The organism is Pseudomonas sp. FW215-R2, from assembly GCF_058789255.1.
This window is the reverse complement of the sequence record NZ_JBYTBO010000007.1, coordinates 104,246-119,963: the sequence shown is the minus strand read 5'-3', so window position 1 is coordinate 119,963 and position 15,718 is coordinate 104,246. Positions and strand designations below refer to the sequence as shown.

The following is a 15,718-nucleotide window of genomic DNA, read 5'->3' as shown; positions in this document are numbered from 1 at the left end:
ATCTATGAAACCGCAACTGAGCCTGTTGACCCTTTGCCTGATGCTGAGTGCCTGCGGCAGCCCCGCCCCACGCCCGGAAAGCGGCGTGACCGCTCCCGCCGCATGGCAGTCGCCGACCGGGCAATCGGTGGCGCAATCCAACCAGCAATGGTGGACGCATTTCGCCAGCCCGCACCTGAACCAGTTGATCGGACAGGCGCAAAGCGGCAGCCACGACCTGGCCGCCGCCATTGCCCGCGTGCGTCAGGCCCGCGCCAGCACAGTGATCGCGGGCGGTTCGCAATTACCGGAAATAACCGCAGGCCTGAATGCCAACCGCCAGAAACTGCTGCGCGGCAACGGCTACAGCCAACTGGATGCCGACAGCAGCAACAAGGCTGTGGACTACTTCGACGCCAACCTCAGCGCCAGTTATGAAATCGACTTCTGGGGCGGTCAGTCCGCCACCCGCGAAAGCGCCCGCCAAGGCTTGCGCGCCAGTGAGTTCGATCAGGCCACCGTGGAACTGACCCTGCTCAGTGACGTCGCCAACCGTTACACCCAGGCGCTGTCATTGCAGGAACAAAGCCGCATTGCCGCGCTGAACCTGGCCAACGCGCAGAGTGTTCTGCAACTGGTGCAGACCCGTTTCAATGCCGGCTCTGCCACCGCGCTGGAACTGGCCCAGCAGAAAAGTCTGGTGGCCGCGCAACAGCGACAACTGCCCACGGTGCAGCAACAGGCCGAGGACGCGCGAATCGGTCTTGCGGCTCTGCTCGGGCGACCAGTGCAGGAATTGCCACCGAGCCTCGAATCGTTCGATCAACTGCAATGGCCGCAAATCGCTGCCGGATTGCCCAGCGATCTGCTGACCCGCCGCCCGGACATCGCCCGCGCCGAAGCGCAACTGGCAGCCGCCCAGGCGGACGTCAAAGTCGCCCGCGCCGCCATGCTGCCCAAGGTCACCCTGAGCGCGCAGCTGGGTTCCGGCGCCAACCGCTTCGACGATGTGATGCGCAGCCCGTTCTACAACTTCACCGCCGGGCTGATCGCGCCGATCTTCAATAACGGTCGTCTGTCTGCAGAACGCGACAAGGCAACCGCCCGCCAGGAAGAACTGCTGGAAACCTATCGCGGCGCGATCATCAATGGCTTTGCCGACGTGGAAAAAGCCCTGAACAGCATTCAGGGTCTGGATCAGCAGCGGCAATGGCAGACCGAAGAACTGAACCAGGCACAGACTGCGTTCAACCTTTCCCAAAACCGCTACCAGGCCGGCGCCGAAGACTTGCTGACCGTGCTGGAAACCCAGCGCACGCTGTACGCCGCGCAGGATCTCAACGTGCAACTGCGACTGGCGCGGATGCAGGCGAGCATTGCGTTGTACAAAGCGTTGGGCGGGGGTTGGGAGACGCGCTGAAAAACAAAAGATCGCCAGCGGCGATCTTTTGCTTCAAACCTTGGCTTTCAAATGACGCGCATACCACGGCCGTTGCGGCACGCGGCGGAACAGCGCAGCGAGTTTCTTCTCGTCGCCGATGAAAGTGATGCGCAGCGCCAGCTTCATGGTCTCGGGGTCCATCTCCACTGACTTGCCCACCTGCAAACCCGGCGTGGTGCTGCAACCGTGGGTGGTCGGCCCCAGCCACGGGTCCGCGACCTCGTTCCAGCGCCCCGGCGCAAACCACTGCACACCGTTGACCACTTGCCGCGTGACTTCGCCCGGATGGAAACGCTCGTGAGCGCGGAACCAGTCCTCGATGCGGTCATCGATCCAGCCGTGGAAATGCCAGAACACCGGGTTGACGTGGGATGAAAACGGATCGCCGAGGAAGTCGTTTTCCGCCGCAAACCAGCGTGCGGCGAAATCCGCCGGATCCCGGGCAAACGGCACCGGTTGGCCGTTGGACGGATCGCGCGGCACCGAGGCCCAGCGCATGTGCAGCCAGTCGTGCAGCCCCAGCTCCACTTCTGAACCGAACTGGCCCAACGTGAGCTTGGCCAGATAGGCCGGATCGCGGTACTGCGACTCCCAGACCTGAAAGTTGCTTTCATAGGTCTCGGCAGTTTTCAGGTCGCTGACCCACTGGCTGTACTCATTGTCGCCATCGGCCAGCCACGTCGGCGGCAGTGCCGTGCCGTCGTGGTTGTCGAAGTAGCGGGCGAAACCGACCCGGTCGCGGATCAGTTCGGGTTGCGGCAGCGGGAAATACTCCCACGACGGCAGATCCTGCATCGAACGCGCCGTGCCCAGCATGTGCCGGTGCATGAAGAAGAAGTCGACGCCCGAACCGTTGCGATCCTTGCGGTCGCCACGGGCATCGCGCTCGTTGTCACGCGGGCCGGGCTGCCAGCCGAGACCGCGCAACGCGTTGCGCTTGTCTTCGGCCAGGGTGTGCCACTTGTCCCGCGTCGCATGCCAGACCTGGTGAAACAACCGATGCTCGGGAGAGATCAGCCACGCCAGCAGCGTCGGATTCAGCGGCGTGCGCTGCCGGGCTTCGGGGAACAGATGTTTGACAGCAATGAAGCGGTTGTCCTGCATCGGCAGCGCCAACGGCCGATCCAGACGCGACACCCGACCGCTGAGGCTGCCGCTGCCGGCGTTGCCGAAATCGGCCCAGACTTCGTCGAGGATCATTTGCAGTTCGTAGTCGATGTGACCGTTGGCACTGATCAGCCGCCAGCTCAACTTCGCCGCGTCGCCCTCGGCCAGATCACCGATTATTCGGTAACGCGGTGTTTCGCCAGAGCGCAGACGCTCGGGCGTATCCAGAAAACCGCAGACACCGCGCCCCTTCTGGCCGATGTCGAGGAACACTTGCAGACCGTTTGCCGGCAGCCCTTCGACACCAGCGTCGCGGCCCTCGAAACGGATGTCCCAGACCCCGCGCAACTTGTTCGCCAAACGCTGACCGGCCATGTCGGCCACGTCGAACGACGCCTCGCCGGGGGTGATCGTGGGGTCCGGTCTGGTCCATTCACGATGACCAAAATAAGCCGCAGGCACCGCAGCGCCAGTCAGCGCCAGGCCTGCCATGAACCATCGTCGAGAAATCTTCATTGCCCTACCTGTGTCAGCCATGAAGCAGGCTTTATCCAAGCTAGAACGTACGCTGCCCCGACAAATTTAAGGGCGCCCCCGCCACAGGGCGATGCGACTAAATTTCGTTGCCAATCACTCGTTCTTTCCAGATAGCAATGGCCCCTGCGCCAGTACCTCGACGGCGAACCTGACTGAGATGGCAATGACAAAACCACGTTCGAAAAAGGCTCTTTTCATTGGCCTGCCACTGGCCCTGGCGATCAGTGCCGCAGCAGGCTTCGCAGCCTGGGATTACTGGCTCAACGACAATCCCGGCTATCCGGCCAAGGTGATGGACCAGGCCCGCGAGATGCACCAGCACCTGCTGTCGTTCGACAGCCACATCACCGTCCTCCAAGACTTCGGTACCCACGGCAATGAAGCCGACAAGGACGGGCCCGGGCAATTCGACCTGATCAAGGCCAATCGCGGGCAATTGTCCGGTGCGGCACTGACGATTTTCGGCTGGCCGGAGCTGTGGAACGGCGCCAATGCGCCGCACAAGCCCACGGCGGGTTTCGTTGAAGAGGCGCGCAACCAGCAGGAGATCCGCTACAAGATCATCTCCGGCATGGTCCGCGACTTCCCCAATCAGGTCGGGATCGCCTACACGCCCGATGATTTCCGGCGCCTGCACGGCGAAGGCAAGTTCGCGATTTTCATCAGCATGCTCAACGCCTACCCGCTGGGCCACGACCTGAACCTGCTGGACCTGTGGACCGCGCGCGGCATGCGCATGTTCGGTTTCAGCTACATCGGCAACAACGACTGGGCCGACTCGTCCCGGCCACTGCCGTTCTTCAATGATTCGCCGGACGCGCTCGACGGTCTCTCCGACATCGGCAAGCAAGCGGTCAAGCGCCTCAACGATCTGGGCGTGATCATCGACGTGTCGCAGATGTCGACCAAAGCCCTGGAGCAAGTCGCACAACTGAGCCGCACGCCGATGGTGGCCTCGCACTCGGCGCCACGGGCGATGGTCGACATTCCCCGCAACCTCAGCGACAAAGAACTGCAACTGATCAAGAACAGCGGCGGCGTGGTGCAGGTGGTGGGCTTCTCGCAGTACCTGCGCCCGCTGACCCAGACCACCCAGGACAAACTCAACGAACTGCGCAAGAGCTTTGACCTGCCGCCACTGCCCAACCTCGCGATGGCGCTGATGCCGGGCGACCCGATCATCGCCGCGTGGCCCGAGGCCAAGTTCGGCCAGTACGCCAGCCGCCTCTACGCGATCCTCGATGAAGAACCCAAAGCCACGCTCAAGGACTACGGCGACGCCATCGACTACACCGTGCGCAAGATCGGCATCGACCACGTCGGCATCAGCTCCGACTTCAACGAAGGCGGCGGCGTCAAAGGCTGGGAGAACGTCGGCGACATCCCTAACGTCACCGCCGAACTGATTTCGCGCGGCTACTCCGAAGCCGACATCGCCAAGCTCTGGGGCGGCAATTTCCTGCGGGTCTGGGATCAGGTGCAGAAAGCCGCCCGACCTGCGCTGATTTCACAGCAGGACAAGATCAAGCCATGAGTGATCGTCGTACGTTTCTCAAGCAGGCGGGAATTCTCGCCGCCGGCCTGCCGCTGGCCTCTGGCATCGCCCAGGGCGCCAGCCCCGCCAGCACCGCGAACGTTGCGCCAGCAGCGCCGGCACAGGACAAGTGGGCGCAATTGCGCACGCTGTTCGAGCAGGACCCGGACTGCCTGCACTTCTCCAACTTCCTGATCACCTCGCACCCCAAACCGGTGCGTGACGCCATCGCCCTGCACCGCGCCGCCCTCGACAAAAATCCAGGGCTGGCGATGGACTGGGACCTGGGCGTGATCGAGCAGCGCGAGGAAGAGGTGCGAGTCTGGGCCGGGCGCTATCTGCAAGTCGACGCCAAACAGATCGCCCTGACCGGCAGCACCACCGAGGGCCTGGCGATGATTTACGGCGGCGCCCATGTGCGTACCGATCAGGAAATCCTCACCACTCAGCACGAACACTACGCCACCCACACCATCCTCGCGCTGCGCACGCAGCGTGAAGGCACCAAGGTGCGCAAGATCCGTCTGTTCAAGGATCCGCACACGGCGACCAAGGCCGAAATCCTCGCGGCCATCGACAGCAACATCCGCCCTGAAACCCGCGTGCTGGGCATGTGCTGGGTGCATTCGGGCAGCGGCGTGAAACTGCCGATCGCCGAAATCGGCGCGTTGGTCGACAAGCACAACAAGGGCCGTTCGGACGACAACCGGATCATTTATCTGGTGGACGGCGTGCACGGTTTCGGCGTCGACGACCTGAGCTTCCCGGCGATGAACTGCGACTTCTTTATCGCCGGCACCCACAAGTGGATGTTCGGCCCGCGCGGTACCGGCATCGTCTGCAGCCGTTTTGATCAGGTCAGGTACGTCACACCGATCATTCCGACCTTCTCCGAAGCCACCGCGTTTTCCACCACCATGACCCCCGGCGGCTACCACGCCTTCGAGCACCGCTGGGCCCTGAACGAAGCGTTCAAGTTGCACCTGCAACTGGGCAAGGCCGAGGTCCAGGCGCGCATTCACGCCTTGAACAGCTACCTGAAAAAACGCCTGCAGGAACACCCGCAGATCGAACTGGTCACGCCGCTGAGCCCCGAACTGTCCGCCGGTTTCACCTTCTTCCGGGTCAAGGGCAAGGACTGCGACAAGATCGCCGCCTACCTGATGCAGAACAAGGTGATCGCCGATGCCGTCGACCGCGACGTCGGCCCGGTCATTCGCAGCGCGCCGGGCCTGTTGAACAACGAACAAGAAATCGACCGTTTCATGACCGTGCTCGTCAGCCAGATCTGAGCACCGCGAACTCCTTTAAACCTGTTATCGAGAGAAATGATGAACAGTGAGCTACGTAGTTTTTCCATCAAGTCGCTCCCCGCGCTGACCCTGGCCGCCCTGCTCGCCAGCCTGTTGCCGGGGCTGGCGCAGGCGGCTGAACCGCTGCAGCCGGGCAAGGTGTTCAAAGACTGCAAGGACTGCCCGGAAATGGTCGTGCTGCCCACCGGCACGTTCACCATGGGCACCCCGGAAGACGAAGTCGGCCGCGAACCGGATGAAGGCCCGATGCACCCGGTGACGTTCGCCAAACCGCTGGCCATCAGCCGCTTCCAGGTCCTTCGGGGCCAGTGGGACGCCTACCTCAAGGACACCGGTTATCAGATGCCCGACGGTGATGATCGTGAGGGCCGCGCGTGCAAGGCCGGGATTCCGGATTATGCGGGCAGCGACCCGCGCAAGCAGTACACCGACAGGCATCCGGCCGTGTGCATGGACTTCGCCGAGGTCAACGCGTATGTGGCGTGGCTCTCGAAAAAGACCGGCAAGCAATACCGTCTGGTCAGTGAGTCTCTGCGCGAATACGCCGCGCGTGCCGGCAGCACCGGACCCTTCCCGTTCCCGTTCGATGAGGGCAAGGAATACAGCATCGCCAAACACGCCAACACCTACGGCGCGGCCGATGGCTACAACTTCACCGCACCGGCCGGCAGCTTTCCGGCCAACGCCTTCGGCGTCTATGACATGCACGGCAACGTCTACGAATGGACGGCCGACTGCTACAACGAAAACTACGTCGGTGCCCCGAGTGACGGCAGCGCGTGGCGGAGCGGCGACTGCACCATCCAGCGCATCCGCGGCAATGACTGGGGCGAAGCGCCGGTGTTCTCGCGTTCCGGCAACCGCAACGCGGTCTACCCCAAAGTGCGGGGCGACTGGCTGGGCTTTCGTGTAGCCCGCGACCTCTGATCCACCCCGGCGTCGGCCATCGGGTCGACGCCCTCCCGGTTTTTCTCGAATCATCGCCCCCAGCGGCCTCCAAAAGCGGAATCCCCCCCATGACCACTAAATCCCGTGGCGCCATCAGCGAAGTTCTCAGTCTGCTCAAGCCCTATTGGCTGGTGGTCATGATCTCGATCATGCTCGGCATGGTCGGCGGCCTCAGCGTCACGGCGTTGCTGGCGACCATCAATGACGCCCTGAACGCCAACGGCAGCCCGTCGCTGGGCGTGCTCGCCAGTTTCGCCGGGCTCTGTGCACTGGCACTGTTGAGCTCGATCCTGTCCGACATCGGCACCAACCATGTCGGCCAGCACATCATTGCCGGACTGCGAAAATCCCTTGGCGAAAAAGTCCTGCTGGCACCGATCGAACAGATCGAACGCTTCCGCAGCCATCGCCTGATCCCGGTGCTGACCCACGACGTCGACACCGTCAGCGACTTCGCGTTTTCCTTCGCGCCGCTGGCCATCGCCTTCACCGTCACCCTCGGTTGCCTGGGTTACCTGGCCTACCTCTCGGTGCCGATGTTCGCGCTGCTGCTGGTGGCGATCATCATCGGCACCGTCGTGCAGTACGTCGCCCGGGCCAAAGGCATCAAGGGTTTCGAAGCCGCCCGTGAAGCCGAAGACGAACTGCAAAAGCACTACAGCGCCATCGCGGCCGGCGCCAAGGAACTGCGCATCCATCGCCCACGTCGCCAGCGCATGTTCAGCCAGCGCATCGAAGGCACCGCCGATTACATCTGCAACACCCACATCCGTTCGATCAACACCTTCGTGGTCGCCAAGACGTTTGGCTCGATGCTGTTCTTCGTCGTAATCGGGCTGGCACTCGCCCTGCAATCCTTTTGGCTCGGCACTGACAAAGCGGTGCTCAGCGGTTTCGTGCTGGTACTGCTGTACATGAAAGGCCCGCTGGAATACCTGGTGACCACCCTGCCGGTGGTCAGTCGCGCCAACATCGCCTTCAAACGCATTGCCGATCTGGCGGAACAGTTTTCCTCCCCGGAACCCCACCTGCTGCTGAGCGACACCGCCAGCGCCAAACCGGTGGTCGAGCATCTGGAACTGCGTGACGTTCACTACGCCTTCGCCGCCGTGGACGACAACAAACCGTTCACCCTCGGCCCGGTCAATCTGTCGATCCGTCAGGGTGAAATCGTGTTCATCGTCGGCGAGAACGGCGGCGGCAAAACCACCCTGATCAAATTGCTGTTGGGGCTGTATGCGCCAAAGGGCGGGGAAATCCTGCTCAACGGTGCGCCTGTGGTGGCCGAGAACCGTGACGATTACCGTCAGTTGTTCACCACGATTTTTGCCGACTACTACCTGTTCGACGAACTGGTGCAAGGCGATCAACAAGTGCCCGAGGACGCCAACCGCTACCTCGAACGCCTGGAGATTTCGCACAAGGTCAGCATTCGCGATGGCGCGTTCAGCACCACCGACCTGTCCACTGGCCAGCGCAAGCGTCTGGCCCTGCTCAACGCGTGGCTGGAGGAACGTCCGGTGCTGGTGTTCGACGAATGGGCAGCGGATCAGGACCCGGTGTTCCGGCGGATTTTCTACACCGAGCTGCTGCCAGAACTCAAATACCTGGGCAAGACCATCATCGTGATCTCCCACGACGACCGTTATTTCGACGTCGCCGACCAACTGGTGCGCATGCAAGGCGGCCAGGTCATCAGCGAAAAAGCCCCGGCAGCCGTCTGCTGAACCGGCCCGCCCCTGTCGAGTGTTAAGAGAAAGCCATGAACGAACTTCTTGATGATGACCTGCTGGCGCTGCTGTTGGCCGATGCTGACGCCGTCGAGCCAGACCCGGTCGCCACCCGCCGCGCGCGCCTCGATCGGGCGCCGCTGTCGTATGCCCAGCAGCGTCTGTGGCTGGTGCAGCAACAGGCACCAGCGAATGCCGCCTACAACTTGCCGCGCGCCTTGCGCCTGGACGGCGACCTCGATCCGCAGGCGCTGGAAACCGCACTCAACGCGGTGATCGATCGCCACGACATCCTGCGCACTGCCTTTCGCGAAATCGACGGCGTGCCGACCCAGGTGGTCGAGCGCCAGATACGCCTGAACCTCAAGCGCCAGGACCTTTCCTCGCTGGATGAGGACACCCGTCGCCTGCACCTGGAGCAACGCCTCCAGACCCAGGCGCTGCAACCGTTCGACCTGAGCCGCGCACCGCTGATCCGCACCACCCTGGTCAAGACCGCCGAGCGTGAACACGTGTTGCTGCTGAACATGCACCACATCGTGTCCGACGCCTGGTCCAACGCGATCCTCATGCAGGATCTGGCGCGCGCCTACGCGCAGGCCAGCGCCGGCCTCAGCCCGGTACTGAGCGAGTTGCCGATCCAGTACAGCGACTACGCGCAGTGGCAACGCAGCGAGTACCTCGACGGCGTGGCCTGCAAGCGCGCCGACCATTACTGGCGCCAGTACCTGGGTCGAGAACTGCCGGTGCTTGAGCTGCCGGTCGATCATGCCCGCGCCGAAGGCCAGCAACACCTGGCCGGGCGTCATTCCCTGAGCCTTGAGCCCACAGCGCTGCAAGCCCTCAACCGTTTCTGCCAGCACGAGGGCCTGACCCCGTTCGTGCTGGCGATGGGCGCGTGGCAACTGCTGCTCGGCCGCTACAGCCAGCAGCGCGAATTCACCGTCGGCGTGCCCAACGCCAGCCGCAACCGCAGTGACAGCCAGGAACTGGTGGGCTTTTTTGTCAGCAGTCAGGTGTACAAGGCGACGCTCGACGGTCAGCAACCAGTGCGGGATTTTCTCCAAGCCTTGCGCGCGCACTCGCTGGCGACGCTGGAACACGCCGATTACCCGCTGGAGTTGCTGTTCGATCAACTGCAACGCGGCAGTGCGACCTCGCTCAATCCGCTGTTCCAGGTGTTGTTCAACTGGCGCACGGGCGGCGGCGAGCCGGCGGCCGTGGAATGGGGCGGGCTGAACCTGCAATTTCTCGATGCCGGCGAAAGCCAGGCCAAGTTCGACCTGTCGCTGGACATCGACTTCAGCCCGCAGAACCTGCAAGCCACGTTCGAATACAGCCGCGACCTCTACACCCCCGCCACCATCGAGCGCTTGGCCCGGCACTGGCAGCAATTGCTGCTGCAACTGATCGCCCGCCCCGATTTGCGCCTGGACGAGTTGCAGTTGCTTGATGCCGAAGAGCATCGGCAGACCCTCGCCGAATGGAACCCGCAGCAGACCCGAATCGCCCCGTCGCTGTGCCTGCACCAGTTGATCGAAGCGCAGGTCGCGCGCAATGGCACCGCCATCGCCCTGACCTTCGGCGAACAACAGGTCAGTTACGCCGAGCTCAACCGCCAGGCCAACCGTCTGGCCCACCGTTTGATCGCCAACGGTGTCGGCCCGGATGTGCTGGTGGGCATCGCCGCCGAGCGCTCGCCGCAGATGCTGATCGGCTTGCTGGCGATTCTCAAGGCCGGCGGCGCCTATGTGCCACTGGACCCGGCCTACCCGGCTGATCGCCTGGCCTACATGATCGAAGACAGCCGCATCGACTGGGTGCTGACCCAGTCCCATCTGCGTGAACAATTGCCATTGCCGGCCCACGTGCGCTGCGTACTGCTCGACGACGCCACGAACCTGAGCGACGCCGCCGAGCACAACCCCGACGTGGCCGTGCAGCCGGACAATCTGGCGTACGTGATCTATACCTCCGGTTCGACCGGCAAACCCAAGGGCGCCCTGCTCGCGCATCACAACGTCGTACGTCTGTTCGAAGCCACCACTGGTTGGTTCGGCTTCGATCAGAACGATGTCTGGAGCCTGTTCCATTCCTATGCCTTCGACTTCTCGGTCTGGGAGATCTTTGGCGCGCTGCTGTACGGCGGTCGCCTGGTAATCGTGCCCCACGCCGTCAGCCGTTCGCCGCAAGACGTCTACACGCTGCTCTGCGAGGAAAAAGTCAGCGTGCTGAACCAGACGCCGTCGGCGTTCAAACAACTGATGAAAGTCGCCTGCGAAGCCGACCAGCCGTTGACCCAGCAGCTGCGCTACGTGATTTTCGGCGGTGAGGCGATCGAGGTGAAAAGCCTGCGCCCCTGGTTCGAACGCTTCGGCGATCAGGCCCCGCAACTGATCAACATGTACGGCATCACCGAAACCACCGTTCACGTCACCTACCGGCCGCTATCGCTGGCCGACCTGAATGCAGAGTCCGCCAGCCCCATCGGCGTGCCGATTGCCGACCTGTCCTGGTACCTGCTGGATGAAGGCCTCAACCCGGTCGCCAAAGGCTGCACCGGCGAGTTGTACATCGGTCGTGCCGGGCTGGCCCGGGGTTACCTGAACCGCACCGACCTGACCGCCACGCGTTTCATCCCCGACCCGTTCGACAGCGTTCCGGGTGGGCGTCTGTACCGTACCGGCGACCTGGCGAAATACTGCAACGACGGCAGCATCGAATACGTCGGACGGATCGACCATCAAGTAAAAATCCGTGGTTTCCGCATCGAACTGGGCGAGATCGAAGCGCGTCTGCTCGATCAGCCGCAGGTGCAGGATTGCGCGGTGCTGACCCACGACGGCCCGAGCGGCCTGCAATTGGTGGCCTACGTCATCGCACCGGATTCGACGGAACTGCGCGACACCCTGATCGCTGCTCTGCGGGCGCAATTGCCCGATTACATGGTGCCTGCGCACCTGTTGTTCCTTGAGCGCTTCCCGTTGAACGCCAACGGCAAACTCGACCGCAAGGCCCTGCCGGAACCGGATGCCAGCCTCTGGCAACGAACCTACGTGGCGCCGGGCAATCCGCTCGAAGAAGCGCTGGCCAGCCTTTGGCAGCAATCGTTGAACATCGAGCGCGTGGGGACGACCGACAACTTTTTCGAGTTGGGCGGCCATTCGATTCTTGCGATCCAGTTGATCGCTCAACTGAAGGCGCAGCTCGACATCGAAGTACGTCTGCAAGAGCTGCTGGCCCACCCGACCATCGCCGAACTGTCCGCTTTCGTCGCCCGCCAGCATTTCGCAACCGCGCAATGCGTGGTCGAACTCAACAACGCACCGGCCGACGCACCGGCACTGTTCTGCCTGCACCCCAGCGGCGGTATCGTGTTCTGCTATCAGCCTCTGGCCAAACGCTTGAACAACCGGGCGAAAGTCTACGGCGTGATGCATCGCGGCTTCTCGCAGCAACACAACGACGCGCAAACCTGGTCGGAGATGATCGCCGACTACAGCCGTGAAATCGTCGACACCCAGCCGCAGGGGCCTTATCACCTGATGGGCTGGTCGCTGGGTGGTCCACTGGCCATGGACGTGGCCGCGACACTGGAGTCTCAGGGTCATGAAGTGGCGTTTCTGGGACTGGTTGACGGTACCGTGCCGGCTTCGGCCTTCCCTGCCGACCTGCCACGCTTCCAGCGAGCGGACGACGAAGCGCTCGGCGTCACCTCGGAAGAAGTGCTCGACGCCGTGCACTACTTCAACCTGCTGTTCCCGACCCTGGCACTGCGCACCACCGCCTACCTGCAAACGTCGCCGCATGGCAGCGTCAAAGACTTCTATGACTGGGCGGCCGGTCAGGTCGAGCCGGGGCAAGGTGACTTGCTGGCCACCGTGCAGAACATCAAGAGTGAAGTCATGAATGCCCAGGCGTTCTCGGTGCATGAGCGTCTGGTGGAAGCCTTCGACGCCTTTACCTTCAAGCCACTGCGGGTCAAACCGAGTTGCTGGTGGGCGGTGCCTGAAAAGACGGCTGAAGAACTGTCCTTCAGCCAGGCGTTGATCCAGCGCTACAGCCTGTCGGGCGAACTGAACTGCTCGCTGCTGTCACCACTGGAACACCGCAGCATGATCTTCCAGGATGAATTGCTCGAACCCCTGATCGATACGTTCCTGAGTAACAGTCGAGTGCGCTGAGCCCTCTGCGCAAGACCCAAAAACCCCGTCAATCCTTGATTGACGGGGTTTTTCTTTGGGCGCTTTTTCAGGCATCCGTCGCTGAAGCCAGGCGCCGTCGATTTCTTCCGGGCAATAAAAAACCCGGCCTGCAATGGCAGACCGGGTTCGGGTATTACCGATGGATCAGAACTGCGGCTTGTACGTCACGCTGAACATCACGTTACGCGGGTCGCCGTAGTAGCTGTTGCTGTTGATCTGGGCGAAGGCCGGAATGATGTAGCGCTTGTCGAACATGTTGTTCAGGTTGACGGCCAGGTTGACCTCGTCGGTAGCCTGGTAGGCAACGCGCGAACCCCAAATGGCAAAGCCTGGCAGATCGAAGCTGCGGTCGAAGCTGACCGTGCTGCTCTGGGCATTCACACCGGCACCGACGCTGACTTTGTGGAAGTCACCCGGCAGGGTGTAGTCGCCCCACAGGCGGAACATGTGCATCGGCGTACCGGTGGCGAAACGCTTGCCCTTGAGGTCGGTGTCTTCGAGGAACTTGGTGGTGTTGTAGGTATAGCCGCTGGAAATCTGCATGCCATCGAACAGTTCGCCGGCGATTTCCGCTTCCAGACCCTGGCTGCGAACCTTGCCCGACGCTGTCGAGCAGTACCAGCCGTTGCAGGCCTCCGGCCCTTCGATGTCGGTGGTCAGGTCAGACACGGCGCGGTTTTTCTGGATGTAGCGGAACAACGCCAGGGACGTGTTGAAGCGGCCATCCATCAGCTCGCCCTTGATACCCAGCTCGTAGTTGGTGCCTTCGATCGGCTTGAGCGCGGTCTTCTCTTTGGTCAGCTGGGTTTGCGGAATGAACACTTCGGCAACGCTGCCGTAGGCCGACCACTGTTCGTTCAGCGCATACACCATGCCGACGTAAGGCGTCACACGGCCGGTGCTCTTGATCGAGTTCTTCTCGCCGCCTTCCTGCAGTTCGCGGGCGAAGTAGTTGTCCTGGTCGAAGGAGAAGTCATACCAGCTGGTACGCGCGCCGAGGATCAGGGTCAGCGGATCGGTCAGGTTGATTCTGTAACTGCCGTAGAGGCCTTTCTGGCGAACATCGTAAGTGCTCACGGCCAGGTTGGCGTTGTCGGCGATCATGTCGAACGACTGCTGCGGACGGTTGTGATCAATGTCGAAAATGTCTACGCCCGGCGTGAACTGGCGAGCGTATTTATCATCGCTGGTGAACTTGGAGTAGTTGGCACCCACGGTCAGACCTTGCTTTAAGCCGAAGCCTTCAAACTGACCGTCGAGGTAGATGTCGAACGCACGGTTCTTGTTGGCGAAGTCAGTCGAGTAATCGGAGAAACGTGGGCCGGTGCTGCCGCCCACCGGAACCACGCCGGCAACGAACTGATAAGTCGCCTCGTTGGACTCGTTCATGGCGATGGCCGAGGCCTTGATTTTCCAGCTGTCGTTGAAGTGGTGTTCAAGGTCGGCGTACACCGCGGTCTGGTCGTTCATCGAACGGTTCCAGGTTGCACCGGTGTAGGTCGAGCGCGGCAGGTTGATGTTGCTCGCGTCGGCGTAGCGCGGCAGGCCCAGCAGGTATGGACGGCCGTGGCTCTTCTTGTTGCTGAAACCGATGCCGAGCACGGTGTCTTCGTCCAGGTCGAAATCCAGGGCGCCGTACACGGTCTGTTCCCAGTTCCAGGCGTAGTCGGTAAACGAGTGGTCTTTTTCATAGTTGACCACTGCACGACCACGGATGGTGCCGGCATCGTTCAGCGGACCACCGACGTCAGCCTGGGAGCCATAACGATCCCAACTACCCGCCTTGGCAGTGAGGGTCACGGTCGGTTCAGCCTGGCCGCGTTTGCGCACCATGTTGATCGCGCCGCCCGGGCTGTTCGCGCCTTGCAGCAGACCGGCCGCGCCACGGATCACTTCCATGCGGTCGTAGATCGCCATGTTTTCGGTGATGTAGCTGCCCAGCGCATACACGTTGCGCGGGATCGGCACGCCGTCGTACTGGATCGCTTCGATGTCGAAACCACGGGAGTAAATGAAGATGCCCGGGCCTGGCGACTTCAGCGCGGTCAGGCCGGTGGTGGCTTCGACGGCCTGGGTCAGGTTGCTGATGTTCTGGTCATCCATGCGCTTGCGGGTCAGGACGCTGACCGACTGCGGGATGTCCTTGAGTTTCTGCTGGCCCTTGCCGATGGTCACGGCACCGGTGGTATAGGAATTGGTGCCTTCGGTGGTGGTGCCCAGCGCGGTGGCGTTGATCGTGGTGGCACCCAGTTCCAGACCTTTGGCGCTGCCACTGCGCACCAGCATCAGGGTGTTGCCTTCCACGGTGAAACGCACATCGGTGCCGCGCAGGAGCTGGCCGATGGCCGACTCCGGGGTCATGTTGCCTTTGACTGCAAAGCTCTTGAGGCCCGCCAGATCATCGGCGCTGTAGATGACCTGCATGTTGCTCTGCTCGCCAAACGCTTGCAGCGCCTGTGGCAGGGACTGTGCCGCGATATTGAAGGCTTTGTCTTCGGCCTGGACCTGAGCACTGAGCGGCAGCAGGCACGCCATGCCCATCCCCGCCAGTACAGAGCGCGAGCGCAACGTTCGGGAAATCACCAGGGCCTTGAACAGGGGTTTCAATTCGTGAATTGCGGACATTGTGCTCTCTATTATTGGTCGAAGTGGAAAAGCCTGCGGGCCGCCGAGCGCCCCTCGAAATGCATACCCGCGCTCCGGGATCGTTCAATCATGTGAATCGATCGACTGGCCCCTCCCCGGGCAGCAGTCGCCCGCGCAGTGGCGCGAGCCGGTCATGGGTTGCGTAAGAAATCCGTTTGTTGCCGCGTGAAAACCTGACTGAAAAGGCCCTTTTTCGAGTCATTTCACGCGCTTACGTTAGTAAGACGGTGCAGACCGAAAAAACCGGAATGCGTTTGTTTATCATTTGTGAAATAAAT

General features: G+C 62.2%; 8 protein-coding genes. 6 read left to right on the top strand and 2 right to left on the bottom strand.

All coding sequences use genetic code 11. The annotated features are described in order from the left end of the window. Window positions 1-4: 4 nt before the first annotated feature. Window positions 5-1,399 carry an efflux transporter outer membrane subunit gene (locus AC3WRD_RS12055; protein WP_102621960.1) on the top strand — a complete coding sequence of 465 codons (1,395 nt, stop codon included), beginning with the start codon at window positions 5-7 and terminating at the stop codon, window positions 1,397-1,399. 33 nt (window positions 1,400-1,432) lie between these two features. On the opposite strand, the gene pvdP is transcribed toward AC3WRD_RS12055, so the two are convergent. Next, complete coding sequence (gene pvdP, locus AC3WRD_RS12050; RefSeq protein ID WP_102621959.1) at window positions 1,433-3,043, bottom strand: pyoverdine maturation tyrosinase PvdP; 1,611 nt, start codon at window positions 3,041-3,043, stop codon at window positions 1,433-1,435. 184 nt (window positions 3,044-3,227) lie between these two features. Here pvdP and pvdM point away from each other — a divergent pair, with 184 nt between their 5' ends. The 5 genes from pvdM to AC3WRD_RS12025 all read left to right on the top strand — a co-directional run bounded on the left by pvdM (window position 3,228) and on the right by AC3WRD_RS12025 (window position 12,773). Further along, window positions 3,228-4,598: a pyoverdine-tailoring dipeptidase-like protein PvdM gene (pvdM, locus tag AC3WRD_RS12045; protein ID WP_102621958.1), complete on the top strand. Its 1,371-nt coding sequence runs from the start codon at window positions 3,228-3,230 to the stop codon at window positions 4,596-4,598. Continuing rightward, the gene (gene pvdN, locus AC3WRD_RS12040; RefSeq protein WP_102621957.1) at window positions 4,595-5,890 is read left to right on the top strand and encodes a pyoverdine-tailoring periplasmic protein PvdN; all 1,296 of its coding nucleotides are present in this window, start codon (window positions 4,595-4,597) and stop codon (window positions 5,888-5,890) included. Before pvdM ends, pvdN begins: the two co-directional genes overlap by 4 nt. A 39-nt stretch (window positions 5,891-5,929) precedes the next feature. Next, window positions 5,930-6,838 carry a dihydropyoverdine dehydrogenase gene (gene pvdO / locus AC3WRD_RS12035; RefSeq protein ID WP_096821156.1) on the top strand — a complete coding sequence of 303 codons (909 nt, stop codon included), beginning with the start codon at window positions 5,930-5,932 and terminating at the stop codon, window positions 6,836-6,838. An 89-nt stretch (window positions 6,839-6,927) separates the two neighbouring features. Beyond that, window positions 6,928-8,586 (top strand): cyclic peptide export ABC transporter, encoded by a 1,659-nt coding sequence (locus AC3WRD_RS12030; protein WP_102621956.1) that lies wholly within the window; start codon window positions 6,928-6,930, stop codon window positions 8,584-8,586. A gap of 35 nt (window positions 8,587-8,621) precedes the next feature. Beyond that, a complete protein-coding gene (locus tag AC3WRD_RS12025; RefSeq protein WP_102621955.1) occupies window positions 8,622-12,773 on the top strand; it encodes a non-ribosomal peptide synthetase in 4,152 nt (1,383 codons plus the stop codon). A gap of 165 nt (window positions 12,774-12,938) precedes the next feature. Here AC3WRD_RS12025 and AC3WRD_RS12020 read toward each other — a convergent pair whose 3' ends face one another. Next, window positions 12,939-15,419, bottom strand: a complete 2,481-nt coding sequence (locus AC3WRD_RS12020) for a TonB-dependent siderophore receptor (protein ID WP_102621954.1) — start codon at window positions 15,417-15,419, stop codon at window positions 12,939-12,941. Between the last annotated feature and the right edge of the window lie 299 nt (window positions 15,420-15,718).